This window comes from Burkholderia sp. Ac-20349, from assembly GCF_017104865.1.
Lineage (GTDB): Bacteria > Pseudomonadota > Gammaproteobacteria > Burkholderiales > Burkholderiaceae > Burkholderia > Burkholderia aenigmatica.
This window is the reverse complement of the sequence record NZ_JAAGPM010000108.1, coordinates 1-21,354: the sequence shown is the minus strand read 5'-3', so window position 1 is coordinate 21,354 and position 21,354 is coordinate 1. Positions and strand designations below refer to the sequence as shown.

The 21,354-nt window shown below is 68.6% G+C and carries 19 protein-coding genes; 10 read left to right on the top strand and 9 right to left on the bottom strand.

Annotated elements, in window-relative coordinates; translation table 11 throughout:
- Nucleotides 1-12 precede the first annotated feature (12 nt).
- The 4 genes from G3N61_RS28115 to G3N61_RS28100 all read right to left on the bottom strand — a co-directional run bounded on the left by G3N61_RS28115 (nt 13) and on the right by G3N61_RS28100 (nt 6,991).
- Nucleotides 13-1,041, bottom strand: coding sequence for a MerR family transcriptional regulator (locus G3N61_RS28115; protein WP_205824100.1), 1,029 nt, complete (start codon nt 1,039-1,041; stop codon nt 13-15).
- Between the two features lie 120 nt (nt 1,042-1,161).
- Nucleotides 1,162-2,733 carry an efflux transporter outer membrane subunit gene (locus G3N61_RS28110; protein ID WP_205824099.1) on the bottom strand — a complete coding sequence of 524 codons (1,572 nt, stop codon included), beginning with the start codon at nt 2,731-2,733 and terminating at the stop codon, nt 1,162-1,164.
- A 2-nt stretch (nt 2,734-2,735) separates the two neighbouring features.
- Nucleotides 2,736-5,885 (bottom strand): efflux RND transporter permease subunit, encoded by a 3,150-nt coding sequence (locus tag G3N61_RS28105; protein ID WP_205824098.1) that lies wholly within the window; start codon nt 5,883-5,885, stop codon nt 2,736-2,738.
- The gene (locus G3N61_RS28100) at nt 5,882-6,991 is read right to left on the bottom strand and encodes an efflux RND transporter periplasmic adaptor subunit (protein WP_043183010.1); all 1,110 of its coding nucleotides are present in this window, start codon (nt 6,989-6,991) and stop codon (nt 5,882-5,884) included. Before G3N61_RS28100 ends, G3N61_RS28105 begins: the two co-directional genes overlap by 4 nt.
- A 186-nt stretch (nt 6,992-7,177) precedes the next feature.
- Between G3N61_RS28100 and G3N61_RS28095 the strand changes: the two genes are divergently transcribed.
- Complete coding sequence (locus G3N61_RS28095) at nt 7,178-7,798, top strand: TetR/AcrR family transcriptional regulator (RefSeq protein ID WP_043183009.1); 621 nt, start codon at nt 7,178-7,180, stop codon at nt 7,796-7,798.
- A 51-nt stretch (nt 7,799-7,849) separates the two neighbouring features.
- Here the strand turns inward: G3N61_RS28095 and G3N61_RS28090 are convergent, their stop codons facing one another.
- Nucleotides 7,850-9,583 (bottom strand): ClcB-like voltage-gated chloride channel protein, encoded by a 1,734-nt coding sequence (locus G3N61_RS28090; protein WP_043183008.1) that lies wholly within the window; start codon nt 9,581-9,583, stop codon nt 7,850-7,852.
- 103 nt (nt 9,584-9,686) lie between these two features.
- Nucleotides 9,687-10,754, bottom strand: coding sequence for a YeiH family protein (locus tag G3N61_RS28085; RefSeq protein WP_011352183.1), 1,068 nt, complete (start codon nt 10,752-10,754; stop codon nt 9,687-9,689).
- A 112-nt stretch (nt 10,755-10,866) separates the two neighbouring features.
- Here G3N61_RS28085 and G3N61_RS28080 point away from each other — a divergent pair, with 112 nt between their 5' ends.
- The 8 genes from G3N61_RS28080 to G3N61_RS28045 all read left to right on the top strand — a co-directional run bounded on the left by G3N61_RS28080 (nt 10,867) and on the right by G3N61_RS28045 (nt 18,862).
- The gene (locus G3N61_RS28080) at nt 10,867-11,760 is read left to right on the top strand and encodes a LysR family transcriptional regulator (RefSeq protein ID WP_089450564.1); all 894 of its coding nucleotides are present in this window, start codon (nt 10,867-10,869) and stop codon (nt 11,758-11,760) included.
- Nucleotides 11,761-11,919: 159 nt separating this feature from the next.
- On the top strand, nt 11,920-12,684 hold the full coding sequence (locus G3N61_RS28075) for a sugar phosphate isomerase/epimerase (protein WP_205824097.1): 765 nt from the start codon (nt 11,920-11,922) through the stop codon (nt 12,682-12,684).
- 28 nt (nt 12,685-12,712) lie between these two features.
- The gene (locus G3N61_RS28070; RefSeq protein WP_043183194.1) at nt 12,713-13,702 is read left to right on the top strand and encodes a sugar kinase; all 990 of its coding nucleotides are present in this window, start codon (nt 12,713-12,715) and stop codon (nt 13,700-13,702) included.
- 211 nt (nt 13,703-13,913) lie between these two features.
- Nucleotides 13,914-15,194 (top strand): MFS transporter, encoded by a 1,281-nt coding sequence (locus tag G3N61_RS28065; protein ID WP_043183002.1) that lies wholly within the window; start codon nt 13,914-13,916, stop codon nt 15,192-15,194.
- Between the two features lie 5 nt (nt 15,195-15,199).
- Nucleotides 15,200-16,165 carry a D-glycerate dehydrogenase gene (locus G3N61_RS28060; RefSeq protein WP_205824096.1) on the top strand — a complete coding sequence of 322 codons (966 nt, stop codon included), beginning with the start codon at nt 15,200-15,202 and terminating at the stop codon, nt 16,163-16,165.
- Nucleotides 16,166-16,599: 434 nt separating this feature from the next.
- Nucleotides 16,600-17,643, top strand: a complete 1,044-nt coding sequence (locus G3N61_RS28055) for a LacI family DNA-binding transcriptional regulator (protein ID WP_043183001.1) — start codon at nt 16,600-16,602, stop codon at nt 17,641-17,643.
- A 54-nt stretch (nt 17,644-17,697) separates the two neighbouring features.
- On the top strand, nt 17,698-18,486 hold the full coding sequence (locus G3N61_RS28050; RefSeq protein ID WP_175021068.1) for a YhfC family glutamic-type intramembrane protease: 789 nt from the start codon (nt 17,698-17,700) through the stop codon (nt 18,484-18,486).
- A 13-nt stretch (nt 18,487-18,499) separates the two neighbouring features.
- A complete protein-coding gene (locus G3N61_RS28045; RefSeq protein ID WP_089450561.1) occupies nt 18,500-18,862 on the top strand; it encodes a DUF3022 domain-containing protein in 363 nt (120 codons plus the stop codon).
- A 33-nt stretch (nt 18,863-18,895) separates the two neighbouring features.
- On the opposite strand, the gene G3N61_RS28040 is transcribed toward G3N61_RS28045, so the two are convergent.
- The gene (locus G3N61_RS28040) at nt 18,896-19,327 is read right to left on the bottom strand and encodes a PGDYG domain-containing protein (protein WP_021160921.1); all 432 of its coding nucleotides are present in this window, start codon (nt 19,325-19,327) and stop codon (nt 18,896-18,898) included.
- 134 nt (nt 19,328-19,461) lie between these two features.
- Nucleotides 19,462-20,007 carry a Spy/CpxP family protein refolding chaperone gene (locus G3N61_RS28035; protein WP_089450559.1) on the bottom strand — a complete coding sequence of 182 codons (546 nt, stop codon included), beginning with the start codon at nt 20,005-20,007 and terminating at the stop codon, nt 19,462-19,464.
- A gap of 255 nt (nt 20,008-20,262) precedes the next feature.
- On the opposite strand from G3N61_RS28035, the gene G3N61_RS28030 reads away from it, so the two are divergent.
- Complete coding sequence (locus tag G3N61_RS28030) at nt 20,263-20,727, top strand: Lrp/AsnC family transcriptional regulator (protein WP_006481526.1); 465 nt, start codon at nt 20,263-20,265, stop codon at nt 20,725-20,727.
- Nucleotides 20,728-20,733: 6 nt separating this feature from the next.
- Here G3N61_RS28030 and G3N61_RS28025 read toward each other — a convergent pair.
- The coding region (locus tag G3N61_RS28025; RefSeq protein ID WP_205824095.1) for a HAMP domain-containing sensor histidine kinase at nt 20,734-21,354 on the bottom strand (621 nt) is incomplete at its 5' end.

The following is a 21,354-nucleotide window of genomic DNA, read 5'->3' as shown; positions in this document are numbered from 1 at the left end:
CGCTCGACGTGTTCATTGCGCAGGCGCAAGCTGCGCCATCGCGTCCCGCACGAAGCCGATCAACGTGTCGTCGATCCACGAATCCTGCGTCAGTGACGGCTCGTTCATCATCGCGTGGCGGAATTTCGCATGCGTGGCCGGATCGGTGCCGGCATAGCTGCAGAACAGCGCGAGCCAGCGCTGCGCGAGCGCGCGGCCTTCCGGTGAATTCGGCCTGGCGCCCGCATCGATCGCGTCGCGCACGTCGCCCATCAGTTGCGGCCATGCCATCGCGCTTTCACCGTAGTGGGCCCGCATGAAGCGGATCTCGTCCGGCGCGAGATACTTCTCGAAGATCCGCATCTTGGTTTCCGACGACGCGCGCAGCACATAGTCGCGCAGCGCGGTCGAAATGCCGATCTTCGACTGCATCGCCGGTTCGTGTTCGTGCATCAGGTTCAGCTTCGCCAGCAGCCGCGGGTCGTTGTTCGTGTCGCGCACGAGCAGCGCCATCCAGCGGCCGGCGAGCACACGGGTGCGGTCGTCCTCGGCGGGCACGCCCGCGTCGTGCAGCGCGCGAACTTCATCGACGAGCGCGATCCATTCGGCGTCGCCCGCCTGGCTCTTCTGGTACATCGGCAGGCGCGCGAGTTCTTCCTCGGAAAAATATTTGTCGTACACGGTCATCAACTCCAGTGTGGTGAGCCAATCAGCCAGCTCCGGCTCCGTACCCGCGGCAAGCTGCGCATGCAGGCTGACGAGCCGCTCGCGCAGCTGCGCGGTCTGCGCAAGCTGACGGTCGAGCAGCGCGATCTGCTTCGCGACGAGCTCGACGAGCGGGGTGTCGGGCTGGTTCAGGTGGTCGCCGATTTCGGTGAGCGACAGGCCGAAGCGACGCAGCGCCTGGATCTGGTGGAGCCGGGCGATGTCGTGGCGGTCGTACAGCCGGTAGCCGTTGTCGGCGCGCGCCGAAGGCGTCAGCAGACCGATCGCGTGATAGTGATGAAGCGTGCGGACGGTCAGCCCGCTGCGTTTCGCCAGTTCTCCCACTTTCAGTCGCATTCGTTCCTCCGTTCGGTACGCACACTGGAGTCTCGAACGTTACGCTACGTGAGGGTCAAGCGGAAGATCGGGAATCGGGTGCGCGGGGGAATTTCGCGCGCACCCGATGGCAGGGCCGGCTTATTGCGGCGCAGGCGGGGTGTCGGCGGTGGTGGCGCGTGCTTGCTGGCCGGTTGGGTTGTCGGCCGCCTTGTCGGTCTTGCCGGACGGGCCGGACTTGTCGGCCTGGTCGACCGGCGGCGTGCCCATCGCCTGGTAAAGCCGTGCGGTATCCGCGAACCGCGCGCCGGTCGCACGGATCTCGTCGAGCCGCGCGTTGCGATACTGCAGCTCGCTGGCGCGCGCGGCCGATGGCGGCAGTGCGCCGAGCCGCACGCGGGCCGCCGCGTCGTCGTAAGCGCCGCGCGCGGACAGCGCGGCGCGGGACGACGCGTCGAGCGCCTCCGCATCGTGCTCGAGCGCCGCGAGCGCATCGGCGACGTTCTGGAACGCGCCGAGCACGGCCTGCTTGTACTGGTCGACCGCGGCCTCGTAGGTCGCCTTCGCCGCGCGGCGCTGCGCGAGCAGGGCACCGCCGTGGAAGATCGGCTGGCTCAGCGATGCGCCGATGTTCCAGATCGAACCGGCGCCCGACAGCATCGTCGGCCAGCTGAAGCCGCCTTTACCCATCGCAGCCGACAGCGACAGCTGCGGGAACATCTGCGCGGTCGCGAGGCCCACTTCGGCCGCCGCCGCTTTCAGCCCCGCGTCGGCCGCCTGGATGTCCGGGCGGCTTTGCAGCAGGTCCGACGGCACGACGACGGGCACCTGTTCGGGCAGGTGCAGATCGGCGAGCGTGAGGTCGGCCGGCGGCCGGTCGGGCGTGCGGCCGACCAGCACCGCGAGCGCATGGCGTGCCGAGTCGCGTTGCTGGCGCAGCGCGGGCAGGCTCGCCGCGAACGTGTCGGCGCTTTGCCGCGCGTTCAGTGCGTCGCTGCGCGAGGCGGAACCGAGCGCGTAGCGGCGTTCGGCATCGTGCGCCTGGTCATTGGCGAGCGCGACGAGCCGCTCGGTCGTGTTGATCTGCGCATTCAGCACCGACACCGTGATCGACGCGGTGACGATGTTCGCGGCCAGCGCGCGCCGCGCGGATTCGAGCTGGAACGCGCTGACGTCGACGCGTCGCGCCAGCGCGCGGTTCGCGAAACGCGACACGCCGAACAGGTCGATCGTGTAGCTCGCCTGCAGCTGCCCGACGAACGTGTCGTACAGCAGTGTCGGCGCGCCGAGCGCGGGAATCGGCACGCCGAGTGCGCGCTGGCGCGTGGCCTGGCCGCCCGCTTCGATCGACGGCAGCATCGAGCTGCCGATCTGCCCGCGCAGCTGTTCGCGCGCGGCATCGAGCGAGTGCGATGCTGCGCTCAACGTCGGGCTGTTGCGCAGACCTTCATCGACGAGCGCATTCAGCGCATCGGAGCGGTACTGTTTCCACCAGTCCGGCACCGGTTGCGCGCCGACCTCGAACTGCTGCGCGACGCCTTGCGCGGACACGGTCTGCTGGACTTGCGGCGTGGTGCCGTAGTGCGCGGGAGACGGCATCGCGGGCGGCTCGCCGCTCGGCGCGAACCAGGAACAGCCCGCGAGCGGGCCGGCGAGGCTCGCCACGGCGAGTGCCCGCACGGCTTGGGTTTTCAGGTTCATCGATCGATCCATGGTCAGGCTCCCGACGGCGCGGCCGGCGTGCTGCTGCCAGGCGGCGGGCCGTCCTGCGGGTCGCGTTCGTCGTGCTTCACGCGGAACCACGTCGCATACAGCGCGGGCAGGTAGAACAGCGTCAGCACGGTCGCGCTCGTGATGCCGCCCATCAGCGCGGTCGCCATCGGCCCGAAGAAGTTCGAGCGCAGCAGCGGGATCAGCGCGAGCACGGCGGCCGCGGCCGTCAGCGTGATCGGGCGGAAGCGCCGCACGGTCGCGCCGATGATCGCGTCGATGCGACGGTGGCCGACCGCGATGTCCTGTTCGATCTGGTCGACGAGGATCACCGAGTTGCGCATGATGATCCCGAACATCGCGATTACGCCGAGCATCGCGACGAAGCCGAACGGCTGGCCGAACAGCAGCAGCGTGGCGACCACGCCGATCAGCCCGAGCGGCGCGGTCAGCACGACCATCAGCACGCGCGAGAAGCTCTGCAGCTGGATCATCAGCAGCGTGAACACGGCGATCGCCATCAGCGGCATCTGCGCATTGATCGACTTCTGCGCCTTCGCGCTTTCCTCGACCGAGCCGCCGATGTTGATCTGATAGCCGACCGGCAGCTGCGCGCGCAACGCGTTCAGCTTCGCGTCGACCGCGTGCGTGACGTCGATGCCCTGCGCGCCGGCGCGCACGTCCGACTGCACGGTGATGGTCGGCTGGCGGTCGCGCTCCCATACGACGCCGTATTCGAGCGTCGGCTTGAAGCGGCCGAGCGAGCCGAGCGGCACCGGGCCGTTCGGGGTCGGCAGCGCGAGGCCCGCCAGCTTCGCGGGGTCGACACGGTCGGCCCGCGGCGCGCGCAGGTCGACCGCGATCAGCTTGTCGCGCTCGCGGTACTGCGTGACGGTCGTGCCGGACAGCGTCATCGCGAGGAAGCTCGATACATCCTGCGACGTGACGTTCAGCTCGCGTGCCTTCTTCTGGTCGATCTCGAAGCGCACCGAGCGCTCGGCCGGCTCGTCCCAGTCGAACTGCACGTTGACCGTGCGCGCGTCGCCGCGCATCGTCGCCGCGACTTTCTCGGCGATCGAGCGAACCGTCGCGATGCTGTCGCCGCTCACGCGGAACTGCACCGGGTAGCCGACCGGCGGGCCGTTCTCGAGCCGCGACAGCCGCCAGCGCACGGCCGGGAACTGCTCGCGCAACGTGGTTTCGAGCCAGGTCGCGAGCTTCTCGCGGTCCTTCACCGATTTCGCGGTGATCACGAACTGCGCGAAGTTCGGCAACTGAAGCTGCTGGTCGAGCGGCAGGTAGAAGCGCGGCGCGCCGCTGCCGACGAAGTTCACCGAATGATCGATCTCGGGACGCTTGTCGATCACTTTCTCGAGGCGTTCGGTCTCGCGCAGCGTCGCCGCGAACGACCCGCCTTCGGGCAGCCGCAGGTCGACGAGCAGCTCGGGGCGGTCGGAACTCGGGAAGAACTGCTGCGGCACCAGCGAGAAGCCCATCAGCGCGACGACGAAGAGCGCGCCGGTGATCAGCAGCACGACGAAGCGCCGCTCGATGCACCAGTCGATCCAGCCGCGCAGCCGCCGGTAGAAACGCGTGTCGTAGATGTCGTGCTCGTGGTCTTCCGGCAGGTGCGCCTCGTGCGCGTGCCGCTTGCGCTCAGGCAGCAGGTGGAAGCCGAGCAGCGGGATCAGCACGACCGCCGCGAACCACGACGCGATCAGCGCGATCGCCGACACCTCAAAGATCGAGCGCGTGTATTCGCCGGTGCTCGATTTCGCGAGCGCGATCGGCAGGAAACCCGACACGGTGACGAGCGTGCCGGTCAGCATCGGGAACGCGGTGCTCGTATAAGCGAACGCGGCGGCGCGTGCGCGCGTGTAGCCCTGTTCGAGCTTCACGGCCATCATCTCGACCGCGATGATCGCGTCGTCGACGAGCAGCCCGAGCGCGAGCACGAGCGTGCCGAGCGACACCTTGTGCAGGCCGATGTCGAACAGGTACATGAAGAGCGCGGTGACCGCGAGCACGACCGGAATCGAGATCACGACCACCATCCCGGTGCGCAGGCCGAGCGACACGAGGCTCACGACCAGCACGATCGCGACGGCTTCGGCGACGGCCTCGAGGAAGTCGTCGACCGAATGCTCGACCGCGTGCGGCATGCTCGACACCAGCGTCAGCTTGAGACCGGCGGGCAGTTGCGCCTGCAGGTCCTTCGATTCCGCGTCGAGTGCCTTGCCGAGCCGGATCACGTCGCCGCCGGGTTGCATCGTGACGCCGATGCCGAGCACAGCCTTGCCGCCAGCACGCATCTGCGTGACGACCGGATCGTCGTAGCCGCGCTTCACCGTCGCGAGATCGCCGAGCCGGAAGGTGCGGCCGTTGATGCGGATCAGCGTGTCGGCGATCGCGTCGACGTTGTCGAACTGGCCGCTCGGCCGCACGAACACGCGATCGTCGGCGGTCGTCAGCGTGCCCGCCGACGAGATGTCGTTCTGCGCGTTGATCGCCTGCCCGAGCTGCTGCGGCGAGATGCCGAGGCGCGTGAGCTGCGCGTTGTTGACCTCGATGAAGATCCGCTGGTCGGGGTCGCCGAAATAGTCGACCTTGCCGACGCCCGGCACGCGCAGCAGCACGGTGCGCAGCTGGTCCGCGTAGTCGTGGAGCTGCGCGGGCGTGAAGCCGTCGCCTTCGAGCGTCCAGATGTTGGTGTAGACGTCGCCGAATTCGTCGTTGAAGAACGGGCCCTGCACGCCGGGCGGCAGCGTATAGCCGATGTCGCCGACTTTCTTGCGGATCTGGTACCAGGTCTCGGGCACGTCCTTCACGGGCGCCGAATCCTTCATCGTGAAGAAGATCAGCGATTCGCCGGGGCGCGAATAGCTGCGCAGGAAGTCGATGGCCGGCGTTTCCTGCAGCTTGCGGCCGATCCGGTCGGTCACCTGTTCCTGCACCTGCCGCGCGGTCGCGCCGGGCCAGAAGGTGCGGATCACCATCACGCGGAACGTGAACGGCGGGTCTTCGGACTGCGCGAGGCGGGTGTACGCGAGGATGCCCGCGAGCGTCGCGAGCGCGATCAGGTAGACGACCAGCGCCTGGTGGCGCAGCGCCCACGCCGACAGGTTGAAGCGGCCTTCTTCGTAGGAAACGCTCACGATGCGAAGTCCTCCGGATGCAGCGGCGCGATCGCGCGGACCTTCTCGCCCGCGCTGACCGTGTGCACGCCCTGCAGCACGACGCGTTCGCCGGGCTGCAGCCCGTGCGACACCGTCACCGTGCGCTCGTTGAAGCGCGCGACGTCGACGCGGCGCAGTTCGAGCGTGTCGTCCTTCGCGCGCACGACCCACACGGCCGGTTGCGGGCCGTCGTGGAACAGCGCGGTCGCGGGCAGCGTGATCGACGGCGCGTCGCCGGCGGCCGGTGCGCCGTCGAACGCGACGCTGGCCGTCATCCCGAGGCGGATTGCCGGATCGGGCGCGGCGAGCGTGAGCTTCACGCGATAGGTGCGGCTCTGCGGATCGGCGGCAGGTGCCACTTCGCGCACCTTCGCGGCGAACTGGCGGCCCGGCAGCGACGGCAGCGTGACGGTGGCCGTGTGGCCGGGCGTGAGCGACGCGAGCGCCGCTTCAGGCACGTCGCTGACGACGTCGACGTCGCCCGACCACGCGAGCTGGTAGACGGCCTGGCCGGCCGACACGTTCTGGCCGGTGTCGGCCTGTTCGGCGGTGATGTAGCCGGCGTGATCGGCGACGAGCGTCGCGTAGCGGAGCTGGTTCTTCGCGAGCGCGAGCTGCTGCTGCGCCTGGTCGCGCTGCGCGAGCGCCGACGTGTAGCTGTTTTCCGTCTGCTCGAGCTGGGCGGTCGCGATCAGGTTTTCACGTGCCTGCGCGCGATCGCGGTCGAGCTGCTGCTTTGCGAACGCGAGGCTGTGCGTCGCGGCATCGAGTTGCGCCTGCGCGCTCGCGGCGTTCTTCTCGACGTCGGACGGATCGAGCAGCGCGACGACCTGGCCGACCTTGACCGTATCGCCTAGGCGCACCTTGCGCTCGATGATCTTGCCGGCGATGCGGAACGACAGCGGGGTGGCGTAGCGCGGCTGGATGTCGCCGGGGAGCGTGCGGGCGACCGCGGCGTCGTCGGCATGGGCGGGTAGCGCGACGACCGGGCGCGGGGCGGGCGGCGCGGATTCTTTCGGATGACAGGCGGACAGGACGAGCGCGGCGCCGATCAGCAGCGCGGCGCGGGAACCGGAGCGATTCACGAAACCCCCAGATGAGGTGAGAGCGAGAGCGGAACGAAGCCGGCAAGCGCGACGGGCGCTTGCCCCGAGCGGCGCCGGCACGGGCGCGCGGACAAGATCTTTCGGAAACTGTGGCGAATTCTAATACACACCTGTATCCGAATGCAAAGATGAATCCGAAAGGTAAATAGTGCTAGACTGCGCGCCATGAAACCACAGCGCTTAACTCGCGAGCAGAGCAGGGACCAGACGCGCGAACGTCTGCTGATTGCCGCGCACCGTATTTTTCTGAAGAAAGGCTATGTGGCCGCGAGCGTCGAGGACATCGCGGCAGCGGCCGGCTATACGCGCGGCGCGTTCTACTCGAATTTCAGCAGCAAGTCCGACCTGTTGCTGGAGTTGCTGGAGCGCGACCACGCGGAAGTGCAGGCCGACTTCCAGGCGATCTTCGACGGGGGCGGATCGCGCGAGCAGATGGAGTCGATGGCGCTCGCGTATTACCGGACGCTGTTTCAGGACGACGAATATTCGCTGCTGTGGGGTGAGGCGAAGCTGCAGGCGGCGCGCGACGCGAAGTTCCGCGTGCGCTTCAACCAGTTCCTGCACGGCAAGCGCCTGCAGATGGCCGAGTTCATCAAGCGTTTCGCCGAGCGCGCGGGCACGCCGCTGCTGTTGCCGGCGGAGACGCTGGCATTCGGGCTGATGTGCCTGTGTGACGGCGTGCAGTCGTACTACACGGCCGATCCGCAGCACGTGTCGGCCGAGGTGGCCGAATCGGTGCTCGCGGGGTTCTTCGCGCGCGTGGTGCTCGGGCGCGCGCCGGACTGAGCCAGCCCCGGCGTCGAGCCGCGCTCGCGCTGCCGGGGGCGAATCGCCCGGTCAGCGCTCGCCGGTCATCCGCCGGTACGCATCGAGCAGCGACGTCTTGTAGACGACCCCCGCGAGCGTCGGCTCGGCTTCGCTTTCGATCACCGGCAGGCGTTCGCCCTGGAACGCCATGAAGCGTTCGAGCGCGGTGGCGAGCGGCATGTCGGGCGTGAGCAGCGGAAACGGCGTGTGCGCGTAATGCGCGGCCGTCTTGTCGGTCGTGTCCCGCTTGTCGAGCAGGTCGGACGTGATGTCCTTCAGTGCGACCGCACCGCGAAAACGCCCGGTGTCGTCGGTCACGTACAGATACTTCACCGGATATTCGAGAAACACGCGGGTCATGTCGGCGACGCTCGCCGTGAGCGGCACGACCGTCTGCGCGGGCTGGATCAGCTCGCGCATCTGCGTGGTGCGGATCCGGCTGCGTTCCTCGGCATCCTGGTGGTGATGCAGCGTGATCTCGTACATCGACGTCGTCCCGGTCGCGCGCGCGACGAAGTACGCGAATACGCAGGACGCCAGCAGCGGCAGCACGACCTGGTAGCTGAGCGTCATCTCGAAGATCATCAGGATCGCCATCAGCGGCGCCTGCGTGGCGCCCGTCAGGAACGCGCCCATCCCGACGATCGCGTACGCGAAGTACGCCGACGTATGGCCGGGCCACACGGCTTGCATCGCGAGCCCGAACAGCGAGCCGAACACCGCGCCGACGAACAGCGTCGGCGTGAACACCCCGCCGATCGCGCCGGAGCCGACGGTGGCGGAGGTCGCGATCACCTTGAACACGAGCACCGCGACGAGTGCCTGCCAGGTCCACGGCGAATGGAGGATGTGGTTCACCACGCTGTAGCCGTTGCCCCACACGTCCGGCACCCATACCGAGATCACGCCGACGACGAGGCCGCCGAGCGCGAGCCGCACGGGCAGCGGCACGGGCAGCCGCTTGAACTGGTTCTTCGAGGCATCGAGCAGGTGCAGGAACTGCGGCGCGAGCACGCCGCACAGCGCGCCGAGCACGACGAACAGCAGCACTTCGGGGCCGGTGACGGCCGGAAACACCGGCATCTCGTACGGCGGCCGGTAGCCGCCGAATTCGCGCATCACGATGTTCGCGACGACCGACGCGACGATCATCGGCCCGAGACTTTCCATGGCGATGCCGCCGAGCACGATCTCCGATACGAAGAAGGCGCCGGCGATCGGCGCGTTGTACGCGGACGTAATGCCGGCCGCCGCCCCGCACGCGACCAGCAGGCGCAGGCGCGGAGGGTCGAAGTGCGCGAAGCGGCCGACGAGCGACGCGGCGAGCGCCGCGAGCTGCACCATCGGGCCTTCGCGGCCGATCGAGCCGCCGCTGCCGATCGTCAGCAGCGACGAGACGCTGCGCCACAGACTCTGGCGGACCGGCACGACGCCGTTGCCGAGCGCGACCGATTCCATGTAGTCGGTCTTGCCGGCTTTCTTGTCGCCGCGGGTCGCGAGCAGCAGCACGCAGCCGGCAAGGAAGCCGCCGGCCGCCGGCATCCAGAATCGCACGTACCACGGCAGGCGCTTGGCCATCTGCACGAAGCTGCCGCTTTGCCCTGAGATCAGGTGCTGCATCAGGTCGATGCCTTCGCGGAACGCCATCGTGGCAAAGGCGCCGCCGACGCCGACGATGGCCGACCAGATCAGCATCGTATGGGCGTCCGACAGGCGGAACAGCGTTTGGGCGCGAGTGCGCAGCTTCAGCAGGAAAGAGAGCACGGCTGAACGAGGGCGATGGAAAACGACGCGAAGCATAGCACTGCGCCGCGCCCGCGGGACCATCCCGTCGGGCGCGGCGCGCGAAGTGTCACGGGCGGGCAACTCAGCCAAGCCAGTGCTGCACGGCCCAGGTGATCCCGTAGCCGCCGGCGATCAGCCACACGTACAGGATCAGGCCGGTCATCAGCGCACGCGGGCCGGCTGCGCGGATCTGCGCGACGCGGGTTTCGATGCCGAGCGCGGTCATCGCCATCGTCAGCGCGAAGGTGTCGAGCACGTTCAGCGTGTGGGTGACGTCGGTGGGCAGCACGTTCAGCGAATTGACGATCACGAAGCCGAGGAAACCGAGCGCGAACCAGGGCACGGCCACCTTGCGCTTGCCTTGCGCGCCGCCGGCGGTGGCGCGTGCCGAGCGGGCGAGCCACCAGCCGAGCACCAGCAGCACCGGAACCAGCAGCATCACGCGGGTCATCTTGACGATCGTCGCGATGTGCGCGACCTGCGGGCTGATGTCGCTCGCCGCGCCGACCACCTGCGCGACCTCGTGGATCGTGCCGCCGAAGAACAGGCCGAGGCCGGCCGGATCGAGATTCAACAGCCCGGCGTGATACGCGATCGGGTACAGGAACATCGACAGCGTGCCGAACAGCACGACGCTGCCCACGGCCATCGCGCTCTGATGCGGCTTCGACTGCAGCGTCGACTCGAACGCGAGCACCGCGGCCGCGCCGCAGATCGCGCTGCCGGCGGCGGTCAGCAGGGCCGAATCGCGGTCGAGCTTCATGATCTTCATGCCGGCCCAGGTGCCGATCACGAGCGTGCTGACGACGACCAGCACCGACACCGTCAGGCCCGGCAGGCCGACCTGCGCGATTTCCTGCAGGCTCACGCGCAGCCCGAAGAACGCGACCGCGATGCGCAGCAGCTTGCGCGCGGAGAAGTTGACGCCGGCCGCCCAGCTGGCCGGCATGCCGTCGCGCAGCGCGTTGCCGTACAGCGCACCGGCGACGATGCCGACGATCAGCGGCGACAGGCCGAGCCCCGCGATCGCGGGAAGCTGGGACAGGCTCGTGACGGCGGCGGCGAACAGCGCGACGAACAGCACGCCGTTCAACTGGCCGCGCATCGACGGCGCGGCGGGGCTGAGATGGGGAGTCGGGGCAGTGGACATGGAAGCACCGTGATTGAGCGTGTTGCGATGCTGTAATCCTAATTTCGTTATATCGATATGAAAAATTGTGATTTGTGACGTAAACTATCCGGAAAGCCGATAATTTATCCCCATGACCCCGGATCAACTGATAACGTTCGCCGCCGTCGCCGAGCACCTGAACATCAGCCACGCCGCCGTGGCGCTGCATCTGTCGCAGCCGGCCGTGTCGGGCCAGTTGCGGCTGCTGCAGGACGAATTCGGCGAGCCGCTGTACCAGCGCGAAGGTCGTGGCATCCGCCTGACCCCGGTTGGCGAACAGCTCGCGCAGTACGCGAAGGCGCAGCGCGACACCTTTGCACAGGCGCGCGCGTTTCGCGACGCGGTGCGCGGCCTCGAGGCCGGCACGCTGCGCATCGGCGCGAGCACGACGCCCGCGAGCTACCTGCTGCCGTACCTGATCGCGGCGTTCCAGCCGCGCGCGCCGCGCGTGGCGATCCACACGATGAGCGGCAACACGGCCGACGTGGTCGCGGCGCTGCCGACGCTCGATATCGCGATGATCGAAGGGCCGCCCGGCGAGGCGCTGCCGCCGGGCACCGCGGTGCATGCGTGGCGCGAGGACGAGATCGTGGCAATCGTGCCGACCGGGCATCCGCTGGCCGCGCCCGAATACGCGTCGGGGGTCACGCTTGAAGCGCTGGCCGCCCATCCGCTGGTGTTGCGCGAGGCGGGCTCCGCCGTGCGGCAGCTCGTCGAGCGCGCGTTTGCGCATGGCGCGGCGCCGATGCGCGTCGCGTTCGAGATCGCGGGCGTCGAGGCCGTGAAGGAAGCCGTGCGCGCCGGGATGGGGGTCGGGTTCGTGTCCGCAATGTCGCTGCGTCACGACGATGCCGCGCTCGTGCTGCGCTCGCTCGCGCCCGCGCCGCTCACACGTCACTTCTCCATCCTCGTGCCGCACGGCGGCGCGCCGTCGCGGGTCGCCGCGCAATTCCTCGAGATGAGCCTCGCGCACGACCTCGCCTGAGCGGCCGAACCCGGCCCGGGCACGCGCGATGCGGGCCATCGGGTGCGCGCTCGCGTCGGGTTCCGTCTTAGGGATTTCCTCTATGGTGTGGGTCCGACGCGAAGCGCACCATCCGTCTCAAGCAAATGGAACCGGTTCCAGTCCGGTGAAAAGGGCAACATGACAGACATCGTGATCGTGGCGAGCGCATTCGGGATGGACCGCGTGCGTCAGGAGGGCCACAGCGCATTCGTCGCGACCGCGGCGGCATCCGGTGCGACCGGCTTCGAGGTGCGGCGCGAACTCTTCGCGTCGGAAGACGACGCGGCACCCGGCGCGCTGGCCGCGCTCGGCGCGCAACTGACCAGCCACGGGCTGTGGTCGGTCTATTCGACGCCGGCCAACCTGTATACCGAAACGGGCGCGCTCGATGCGGACGCATTGCGCAGCACACTCGTGGAAGCCGACGCGCTCGGTGCGCGCTTCGTGAAATTCCAGCTCGGCGGTTTCGCCGGCGACGCGCATGCGGCCGACATCGTCGCGCTGTCGCGCGGCGCGCGGGCCCGCGTGGTGGTCGAGAACGGCCAGCTTCCGGTCGGCGGCGCGCTCGCGCAGTTCCGCGGGCTGTTCGACGCGCTGGCCGCGGCCGGCATGCCCGATGCGCTCGGGATGACCTTCGACATCGGCAACTGGCAGTGGCCGGACGAAGCGCCGCTTGATTGCGCACAAGTACTCGCGCCGCATGTGGAATACATTCATTGCAAGGCAGTCGAGGGTGAGGGCGCGCGTCGTTTCGCCGCCGCACCGGCGCCGAACGACCCGCTCGTGACCGGCGTGCTCGCGGCGCTGCCGCAGCAGGCGCCGCGCGGCATCGAGTTTCCGTTCGACGCGGCCGACCTGGCGGGCGATGCGTGCCGACGCGTCGCGTGGCTCGCCACCGCGTGACGGCGGCAGGATCCTGGAGAGTTCATTCATGAAAGCAGCACTCGATGTCGTGACCTACGGCGAAGCGATGGCCATGTTCGTCGCGAACGAGCCCGGCCACCTCGCGCATGCGACGCAATTCGCGAAGCGGATCGCGGGCGCCGACTTGAACGTCGCAATCGGCCTGTCGCGGCTCGGTTTCCGGGTCGGCTGGATGAGCCGCGTCGGCCGCGATTCGTTCGGCGGTTACGTGCTCGACACGCTGGCGCGCGAAGGCATCGACGCGTCGTGCGTGACCGTCGACCCGCGTTACCCGACCGGCTTCCAGCTCAAGTCGCGCAACGACGACGGCTGCGACCCGACCGTCGAATATTTCCGCAAGGGCTCGGCCGCGAGCCACCTGTCGTGCGACGACTATGTGGCCGACTACGTGCTCGGCGCACGCCACCTGCACCTGACGGGCGTCGCCCCGGCGATTTCCGCGACGTCGTGCGAGCTCGCGTTCAGGCTGGCGCGTGAAATGCGCGCGGCCGGCAAGTCGATCTCGTTCGACCCGAACCTGCGCCCGACGCTGTGGCCGTCCGCCGACGTGATGGCGAAGACGCTGAACGCGCTCGCGTCGCTGGCCGACTGGGTGCTGCCGGGCATCGCCGAAGGGCGGCAACTGACCGGGCACGACACGCCGGCCGACATCGCGGGCTTCTACCTTGCGCAGGGCGCGCGCGGCGTCGTGATCAAGCTCGGTGCCGAAGGCGCGTACTACCGGACAGCCGACGGCCGTGACGGAACCGTGACCGGCGAGCGCGTGCAGCACGTCGTCGACACGGTCGGTGCCGGCGACGGCTTCGCGGTCGGCGTGGTCAGCGCGCTGCTGGAAGGCAAGACGATCGAGCAGGCCGTGGCGCGCGGCAACCGGATCGGCGCACTCGCGATCCAGGTGATCGGCGACTCGGAAGGGCTGCCGACCCGCGCCGCGCTCGATCGAATCGAAAACGTCAGCAATCGCGCCGATCGCTTAGAGGAAACCTTCACCGCGTAATGAGAGGCCGGACACGGCACAATCCTCGGACTCAATTCGTCGTGCTTGCGCACGGCAACATCCGGGACCGGGACGCGCGCCGAAGCGTGCGTTCCGACCGCGAAGCATGGGACCGGAGTAAGCGCTAAAGCGCTAACTCCGGTCGACCGCGAAGCATGGGACCAGAGTAAGCGCTAAAGCGCTAACTCTGGTCGACATAGGAGACATTCTGATGGCCAATACGCTTGCTGCCCGCCGCTGGTGGACGATCATGCCGATCGTCTTCATCACGTACAGCCTCGCCTACCTCGACCGCGCGAACTACGGGTTCGCGGCCGCGGCCGGCATCAACCAGGACCTCGGGATCAGCAAGGGCCTGTCGTCGCTGATCGGCGCGCTGTTCTTCCTCGGCTACTTCTTCTTCCAGATTCCCGGCGCGATCTACGCGGAACGCCGCAGCGTGAAGAAGCTCGTGTTCGTCAGCCTCATCCTGTGGGGCGCCTGCGCCGCGCTCACGGGCGTGGTCAGCAACATCCCGTCGCTGATGGCGATCCGCTTCGTGCTCGGCGTGGTCGAGGCGGCCGTGATGCCGGCGATGCTGATCTACATCAGCAACTGGTTCACGAAGAACGAGCGCTCGCGCGCGAACACGTTCCTGATTCTCGGCAACCCGGTCACCGTGCTGTGGATGTCGATTTTGTCGGGCTATCTCGTGCACGAATTCGGCTGGCGCCACATGTTCATCGCCGAAGGCGTGCCGGCCGTGCTCTGGGCCGTGTGCTGGTGGTTCCTCGTGCAGGACAAGCCGGCCGATTCGCCGTGGCTCAACGCGCAGGAAAAGCGCGACCTCGACGCCGCACTTGCGGCCGAGCAGGCCGCGATCAAGCCGGTACGCAACTATGGCGAGGCGTTCCGCTCGCCGGCCGTGATCAAGCTGTGCGCACAGTATTTCTGCTGGAGCATCGGCGTGTACGGCTTCGTGCTGTGGCTGCCGTCGATCGTCAAGAACGGCTCCGACCTCGGGATGGTCGCGACCGGCTGGCTGTCCGCGCTGCCGTATCTCGCCGCGACGATCGCGATGCTCGCCGCGTCGTGGGCGTCCGACAAGGTCGGCTCGCGGCGCGGTTTCGTGTGGCCGTTCCTGCTGATCGGCGCGGCCGCGTTCGCCGCATCGTATGCACTCGGCTCGTCGCATTTCTGGATCTCGTATGCGCTGCTGGTCGTGGCAGGCGCCGCGATGTACGCGCCGTACGGCCCGTTCTTCGCGATCGTGCCGGAACTGCTGCCGAAGAACGTCGCCGGTGGCGCAATGGCGCTGATCAACAGCATGGGCGCGCTCGGCTCGTTCGTCGGCTCGTACTTCGTCGGCTACCTGAACGGGGCGACCGGCTCGCCCGTCGCGTCGTACGCATTCATGAGCGCCGCGCTCGTCGCCGCGGTGATCCTCACGCTGTCCGTCAAACCCCAGGCGCGCGATCCGCATCCGCTCGCGACGCCGCTGCAAGGAAAATGAATCCGATGAAGCCCCGTATCGTCGCGTACAAGCCGCTACCCGATGACGTCCTCGCGTACCTGCGCGAGCATGCGGACGTCGTGCAGGCCGACGGCGCCGCAGCCCTCGCCGATGCGCTCGGCGACGCGGACGGCGCGATCGGCGCGAGCCTGAAGGTCACGCCGCAGATGCTCGACCGCGCGCCGCGGCTGAAGGCGTGGTCGACGATCTCGGTCGGCTACGACAACTTCGACGTCGCGGATCTCACGCGGCGCGGGATCGTACTCGCGCATACGCCGGACGTGCTGACCGAGTCGACCGCCGATACGGTGTTCTCGCTGATCCTTGCGTCGGCACGACGCGTGGTCGAGCTGGCCGAGTGGGTGAAGGCCGGCAACTGGCATCACAGCATCGGCCCCGACCTGTACGGCACTGACGTGCAGGGCAAGACGCTCGGCATCGTCGGGCTCGGGCGGATCGGCGGCGCGGTCGCGCGCCGCGCGGCGCTCGGTTTCCGGATGCAGGTGCTGTACGCGAACCGGTCCGCGCATGCGGAAGCCGAGGCGCAATACGGCGCGCGGCGCGTCACGCTCGACGAGCTGCTCGCGCAATCGGATTTCGTGTGCCTGCAAGTGCCGCTGTCGCCGGAAACGCGTCATCTGATCGGTGCGCCCGAATTCGCGAAGATGAAGCGCGGCGCGATCCTGATCAACGCATCGCGCGGGCCGGTGGTCGACGAAGCCGCGCTGGTCGATGCGCTGCGTGCGGGCACGATCCGCGGCGCGGGGCTCGACGTGTTCGAGAAGGAGCCGCTGCCGGCGGATTCGCCGCTGCTGCAGATGAAGAATGTCGTCGCATTGCCGCATATCGGCTCGGCGACGCACGAGACACGCCACGCGATGGCGCGCTGCGCCGCGGAAAACCTGGTCGGCGCGCTGGCCGGCACGCTGCGCACGAATCTCGTCAATCCGGATGCGCTCGCGCGCGCCTGAGCGGCGGCGGGTAACGGGTCAACCACGGGTCAACCGCGGGCTGACGTCCGGCCGGCAGGGCGCCGGCTTCGTTAGAGTCGATGGTCTTGGTGCCGGAGGGCTGGCTGCGTTATGATCGCCCGCGCGTCGCATCGACGGGCCGGCATCGCTGCCGGCAGCGTCCCGCGACGGGTATCCGCGCCAGGTCCGGTGCGGCCGACTGCTTTTGCACGTGACCGGGGCGGGTGCCGACGCGCCGGCGCCGATCGTCGCGAAGCAGGGGGCGGCGTAAGCGCTGAAGGGCTACGCTGACCGACCGCGAAGCATGGGACCCGCGTAAGCGCTAAAGCGCTAACGCTGGTCGACAGGAGATTCCACCGGGTGGCTTACGTTTCCAACAACAAAGGTCCGTCTGCTCACGAAGCGGCGCGGATCGTACGTCGCGAGGCACGACAGTGACCGATTCGCAACCAACCACGACGCGTCCGGCGACGATCAGCGATGTCGCGCGCGAGGCCGGCACCGGCAAAACCAGCGTGTCGCGCTACCTGAACGGCGAGACGCACGTGCTGTCCACCGATCTGCGCCAGCGGATCGAAGCGGCCATCGCGCGGCTCAACTACCGGCCGAACCAGATGGCGCGCGGGCTCAAGCGCGGCCGCAACCGGCTGCTCGGCATGCTCGCGGCCGACCTGACCAATCCGTACACGATCGAAGTGCTGCAGGGCGTCGAGGCCGCATGCCACGCGCTCGGCTACATGCCGCTGATCTGTCACGCGGCAAACGAAGTCGAGATGGAGCGCCGCTTCCTGCAGTTGCTCACGACGTACCGCGTCGAAGGGCTGATCGTCAACGCGCTCGGCGCCGACGAGGACGTGCTGCGCCCGCTGCGTGGCGCCGGCATCCCGGCCGTGCTCGTCGACCGGACGGTCGAAGGTTTCGAGGCCGACCTGATCGGCCTCGACAACGCGGATGCGATCGAGACCGCGCTCGCGCACCTGGTCGAACACGGCTTCGACGCGATCCATTTCGTCGTGCAGCCGTTCGAGCGCGTCAGCTCGCGGCGCTTGCGCGAGGCCGCGTTCCGCGCGGCACTGGCGGCGCGCGGGCTGACGGTGCCGTCGACGGTCGTGCTCGACCTGAACGAGTCCGACGCGACCGCGGCGGCGCTTGCCGACATCGATGTCCGCATCGACGACGCGGCACGGCGCGGCGTGCGCGCGGCGCTGTTCGCCGCGAACGCGCCGGTCGCGCTCGCGATCGCGCGCCACCTGCGCGCGCGTTTCGGCACCGCATGGCAGCAGAAGGCGGCGCTGCTGTCGATCGACGATCCGGAATGGGCGGAGCTGATCGGCATCACGACGATCCGGCAGCCGACCTACGATATCGGCTACAAGGCCGTCGAATTCGTGCACGAGCGGATCGACGGCGCGGCGGGCGATGTACGCGTCTCGCTGTTGCCGGGCGAGCTGGTTGCGCGCGCGTCGACCGCAAGCTGAGTATCATTCGGGGCACGCAGCGCGCCAGGTGCGCTGCCTCGAACAAGGAAATACATGACTGTCGCTCCCGTCACGCTGGCGGTGCTGATCGCCGCCACGCTGATCATCGCGCTCCTGCCGCTCGTCCTCTACCGACTCCTGCGCAAGCCGCTGGCGCTGAACCGCCGCGACACGATCGTCGGCGTGACCGTCTTCACGCTGTTCGCGATGATCCTCGAACGCGCGTTCCACGGGCTCGTGCTGAGCCAGACGCCGCCGGATGGCTGGCTCACGCAGCCGCTCGCGTTCGTCGCGTACAGCGCGCTCGCGACCGCCGTGTTCGAGGAAGTCGGCCGCTATCTCGGGATGCGTTTCCTGAGCCGCCGCTACGGCCCGTCGGCCGGCGACAGCCGCGGAATCGGCTACGGGATCGGTCACGGCGGTGCCGAAGCATGGTTCGTCGGCGTGCTCGTGTGGGGCCAGTGGTCGTATCTCGCGTGGCTCGCGAGCCGCGGCCAGCTCGAGACGCAACTCGCCGACCTGCCGGGCGATACCGTCGTCCGGCTGCACGTGATGCTCGCGACGTTGTCCGCGCAGTCGATCCTGCTGTTGCTGCTCGAACGCTGCGCGGCATTCGTGCTGCAGCTCGCGCTGTCGGTGCTGGTCTGGCGCGGTGTGCGCGCCGGCCGTGCGGGCGTATTGCCGCTCGCGATCGTGCTGCATGCGCTCGCGGCTGCGCCGGCGCTGCTGTACCAGGTGCGCGTGCTGCCGGCCGGCTGGGTCGAGGCCGCGTATTTCGTGCTGGCCGCGATCCTGGTCGCCGTGCTGGTGAAGACGTGCCGGCCGTCGCAAGCGGCAGCCTGACGGGAGAGACGGAATGGACGACTATCTGATCGATTGCCAGAGCGCGGAATTCGACGCGCTCGCACGCGTGATCTGCGATCTCTTTCCGGAGCAGACGCGCTTCGCCGAAAGCAGCGACGCGCGCGGGCGGTTCCTGTCCGTGCAGTGGCTCGCGATGCGTTTCGGCTCGGCGCCGAAGCGGATGACGCTCGATATCCGTATCGTGCCGGCCGCGCTCGCGCGCTATCTGGCGCTCAAGCCGATGCAGCGGGCACGCAGCCATGCGGTGCTGCATGCGTATACGGAAGCAATGCTCGGGTCGCTCGAGGAGCGGCACGCGGCCGGCGAGGCCGTCGAGCGCGATGCCGAACTCGAACTCGACGAAGACTTCGCGTGATGGTTTGCGCCGGCGCGATGCCGGCGCGCCGCATTACGCGTCGCGGTAGACCTGCGCGAAGCGCTGCGCCTGTACGACACCGTAGTCGCCGGGCGCGTACTGCATCACCCAGTCGCCGGCGACGCCGCGCAGCGTGTCGCCGTTTTCCGAGCGGGCGATCGTGAACGGCTCGTCCATCCGGCGTGCGAGCACGACGGCCGGCCGGTTCCGGTAAGCCCCCGGTGCGCCGTGTGCGAGTGCCGGATCGGCGGGCAGGTATTTGGCGTCGAAGCGTGCGCGCGACACGACCCAGCGGTCGCCGGTCGAGCCGGTGATCAGCGCGTCGCCCGCCACATAGCGGTTCGGGCCTTCGAGGCTCATCAGTTCGCCGTCGGCATCCGCGAAGGAAACAGCGACGGTTTCGTCCTTGACGACGCGACGGGCCTGCGGGTCGGTACGCAGGTCGATGTGCTTGAGTTCGAGCATGGCGGGGAAGTGCGGGAAAGCTGGAAAAGCCGGCAGCTTATCCCGAATCCGGCGCGCCGTGTGACGCGCCGGTCGCCGTTAGGGCGCGGCGCCGTTCGGCCCGGACGGGCGGCACGGCGCCGGCGGGGCGGGTGTTACTGCTGCGCGGGGGCGCTGGCGGCCGGCGCGGCTGCCGCCTTGCCGTCCTTGCCCTTCGTCTTGCCCTTGCCGCGGTGCTCGCCGCCGTGGTGCAGCCAGCTGCGGAACGTCGTGTCGGCCAGCGCCTTCTGGTCGGCCGGGAAGCTCTCGTACAGCGGTGCGAAGGCGTCGGCGAGCTTCTTCGCGCCGTCGGCGTTCGCCTGCGACAGTTCCGCATACTGCTTCATGTCGTCGAGCGCGGAGACGTCGTGCTTCGCCATCCGTTCGCGATAGAGGCGGCCCATCGTGTCGCCGTTGTCGCGCATCGTGTCGGCGAACGTCTTCCACTGCGGTTCCTGCGCCGACGTGATCTTCAGCTGGTCGTGCAGGTACTTGATGCGTTGCTCGACGCGCGCTTCGTGACGTTCCGCGCGCTGCTCGGCGCTCGGCGCCGAAGCCGCGGCCGTCGTGGCCTGGGCGGGCGCTTGCGGCTGCGCCGGGGTTTGCGCGAACGCGCTGGCTGCAACGACGAGCGTAGCGAGGGTGAGCGAGATTTTCTTCATGGTTGGCTCTCCGGGGTGGTGTCTTGCGAGCGGGCGCGGCGGCAAGTGCCGCAAGCGCGCTTCTCGCGTCGCCCGTTATTAGTAGCACGTTGCGTGCGGCGCAGCAGTGAATGCGACACTTGCTTACATCCGATACGAATCGAAATTGAAAGGTTCGTATCGGATCCGGGCAAGGTCGTTTGGGCGCGCCGGCGTTCGGCGCTATCATCGCGTCACCTTCCACTCAGCCGGCGCGTCGTGCCCCGGCCCAGCCTCATGCGTCCACCCCGCCTCGACCAACTCGACGATCTCGACCGGCAACTCGTCGCGCTGCTGCAAGCCGATGCGCGTGCCAGCGTCGCGGATCTCGCGCGCCAGCTCGACGTGGCGCGCACGACGGTCGTTGCACGCATCGCGCGGCTCGAACGCACCAACGTGATCGCCGGCTATAGCGTCCGGCTCGGGCAGGACGTGCTCGACGCGAGCATCTACGCGTATGTCGGCATCATCCTCACGCCGAAGTTCGGCAAGGACGTGTTGCGCAAGCTCGACCGGATGCCCGAAGTGCAGTTGCTGTGTGCGGTGAGCGGCGAGTACGACTACGTCGCGTGGCTGCGCGCCGATTCCCCCGAACGGCTCAACGACCTGCTCGACCAGATCGGCACGCTCGAAGGCGTCGAGCGGACGACGACGTCGATCATCCTGTCGCGCAAGATCGATCGCGGGACGATCGGCGGCTGACGCGCGTCAAGCGCGGTGTCCGTCGCGCCGTGCGTGCTGCGCCGGCGTATCGGTACGGCTGTCGGACTGCGTCGCCCCAGGCGGACGCGCAAGCGGAATCCGCACCGAGATGCGCAAGCCGCGCGATGCCGCGTCGTCCGCATATGCGAGCGTGACGTCGGCGCCCATCCGGTCCGCGACGATCTTCACGATCGACAGGCCGAGCCCGGAGCCGATCTGCGCGCTGCCGGGCACCCGGTAGAACGGATCGAACACGCGCTCGCGTTCGTGCGGCGCGATGCCCGGCCCGGTGTCGGTGATCGTCACGCACGCGTGCGTGTCCGTGCGTTGCGTCGACAGGTCCACGCGTCCGCCCGGCGGCGTGTAGCGGATCGCGTTGTCGACCAGGTTCATCACGAGCGACACGAGTTCGAGCTCGTCGACGGGCACCGAGGTATCCGGTCCGTCTTCGATGCCGATGTCGAGGGCTTTCGCATCGGCGAGCGGCATCAGGTCTTCCAGCACGCGGCGATAGACCGCATGCACCGACACGTCGCCGGGCGGCGCCGCTGGCGCGCTTTGCGCCCGTGCGAGCGCGAGCAGCTGCCCGATCAGGTGGCGGCTGCGGTCGAGCCCGCCGCGCAGCGC